The sequence below is a fragment of the Blautia sp. HCP3S3_D9 genome (genome assembly GCF_052063845.1).
In the GTDB taxonomy this organism is placed as follows: domain Bacteria; phylum Bacillota; class Clostridia; order Lachnospirales; family Lachnospiraceae; genus Blautia_A.
In genome coordinates this window covers 1-2,037 of sequence record NZ_JBQHWS010000245.1, presented here as the reverse complement: position 1 = coordinate 2,037, position 2,037 = coordinate 1, and the positions used below count along the sequence as shown (strand labels likewise).

At 43.7% G+C, this 2,037-nt stretch carries 1 protein-coding gene and 3 pseudogenes; all 4 read right to left on the bottom strand.

The genetic code is table 11. The features are described from left to right. Positions 1-107 precede the first annotated feature (107 nt). Positions 108-410: pseudogene (locus tag ACTNES_RS20575) on the bottom strand (EamA family transporter); the annotation flags it as partial. A gap of 252 nt (positions 411-662) precedes the next feature. Further along, positions 663-1,424, bottom strand: a pseudogene (locus ACTNES_RS20570) (phage tail tape measure protein); the annotation flags it as partial. Beyond that, positions 1,406-1,561 (bottom strand): annotated as a pseudogene (locus ACTNES_RS20565) (phage tail tape measure protein); the annotation flags it as partial. The pseudogenes ACTNES_RS20570 and ACTNES_RS20565, both read right to left, overlap by 19 nt. A 120-nt stretch (positions 1,562-1,681) precedes the next feature. After that, positions 1,682-2,037, bottom strand: a 356-nt coding sequence (locus ACTNES_RS20560; RefSeq protein WP_441040544.1) for a flavodoxin family protein, incomplete at its 5' end; no start/stop codon positions are given.

Here is a 2,037-nt window from a genome sequence, read left to right as displayed (position 1 = left end):
TGGATGCTCTTTTTTCATTCACTTGATAGGTGAAAAGCAATATACTGTTAAAACACAGTAACTATGCGGCTTTCAGCCGGTTTCACGGCTGTTCCGCGAATAATCTAGGTTGATTTATCAATAGGCACAACTTTATTAATATCTCCTATCTGCAATGCATGGAAATAACATAACCATGATGCTCCTGTCGCCAGCCCTGACAAAATTAAAAACAATAACGTCTTCTGTCCAACCATTTTAATCGATGCCTGACTTCCAACTACAAATACCATAATCCACGAAAATATAAATACTACAATGGTACGTATAGCAGTCGCTACATTCGAATCTGTTTTCTTAATTCCACTTTTTGCCAAAATCGAAGTGACCCCCGCAAAAAATGCCGATCCAACAGCATAAAGTATCCACATAATATCTACACCTCGTCTTCCAATAATTTTTCATTCTGCGTTTATCTCTCATTATACTCTTTTTTCACAATAATTTAATGCTTTTTCTTCGCAGGACAAAAATATTCTACAAATGCTAATACAATCACAGAAAAATACAGCATATACTGAACAAAAGAAGCATGGCCAATAAAATCCATATAAGGATTATACCAATCCAACACATGGATAATCAAACACGCTATACTGCAGATAACACATATATGTAGTATTCAGCAAAGCAATAATCATAATTACCTGCTTCACCCCGTCCGGCATGGCATTCAGCACGTCCACCATCCCCTGCAGTCCGGAAACAATACTCCGTACCGCAGGCATCAGCAGATCCCCGAAAGAAATCGCCAGCTCCTGAAGCTGTGACTTCAGAATAGTCAGCTGTCCTTCCAGATTATCCTGCATGGTATCCGCCATGTTCTTTGCGGCATCCCTGCAATTATTCACCGCCCCGGACACCTTTGCAATATCCTCCGGTGCCGCATTCATCAATGCCAGGAAACCTGACATGGCATTCTTTCCGACCAGTGCCTCCGCATTGTTCGCCTTCTCTGCCTCAGTCATTCCGCCAAAAACCACCCTGCAGTCAGCCAGGATCGCAGACAGGCTCCTCATGGAACCATCCGCATTTGTGGTAGCAATGGTCACATCCCCGATCGCCGCACCCGACAGCTTCACATCCCCGGTCAGGTTGGTCATAATGGAACGCATGGAAGTACCAGCCTGGGAAGCCTTGATACCCGCATTCCCCATCAGACCGATGGCTTCCGCAGTATCTTCAACCGAAAATCCCAAAGCCCCTGCAACCGGCGCACAGTACTTAAACGTCTCACCCATCATGGACACATTGGTATTGGCATTGCTGGAAGCGGCCGCCAGCACATCTGCAAAATGTCCCGAATCCCCTGCAGTCAGCCCAAAAGCCGTCAGCGCATCCGTCACAATATCAGAAGTCGTTGCAAGGTCTTCCCCGGATCCAGCTTCAGAAGCTTCTCCACATCCTTCAGCTGGCTCTGCGTATTCCTGATCTCAGTATTAACCCCTTTCAGGGCAGTCTGCAATTTCGTGGTATCGCCGCCAATCTCGACAGTGATCCCCTTGATTCTGTTCCCTGCCATACGGCTCACCCCCTAAATCCCATAATAAAGGCACAAAAAAAGCATCTGCCATCCTGACAAATGCTTTCATCATTATTTTTATTTTTTTTCTTTCCTGAAACCTGGAACTTTAAATATGCTTTATAAGTTTTTTCCAATATTTTCAAGTTCTTTTATAGAATCCTTGTTTTTTGCAAGTTCATCACTGGCTGTTGCATAATATGATTTTTGGAAAATCATATCCCATGAAAGATATTTCGCCATGCAGTCGAACTGTTTGTCAATTAACTCATACTGGATACTGTCCACCGGGGATCCTCCCACAACGATTGTTCCAACTTTTTTATTTTTCAGCTGCAAACCGCGGCAGTAGCACTTATCAATGATAAGTTTCAACTGCGCAGACATTCCCCACCAATATACCGGAGTAGCAAAAAGAATCACATCTGCAGCAGTAATTTTATCAATCGTGGGATTTGTATCATCCTGATCAATAC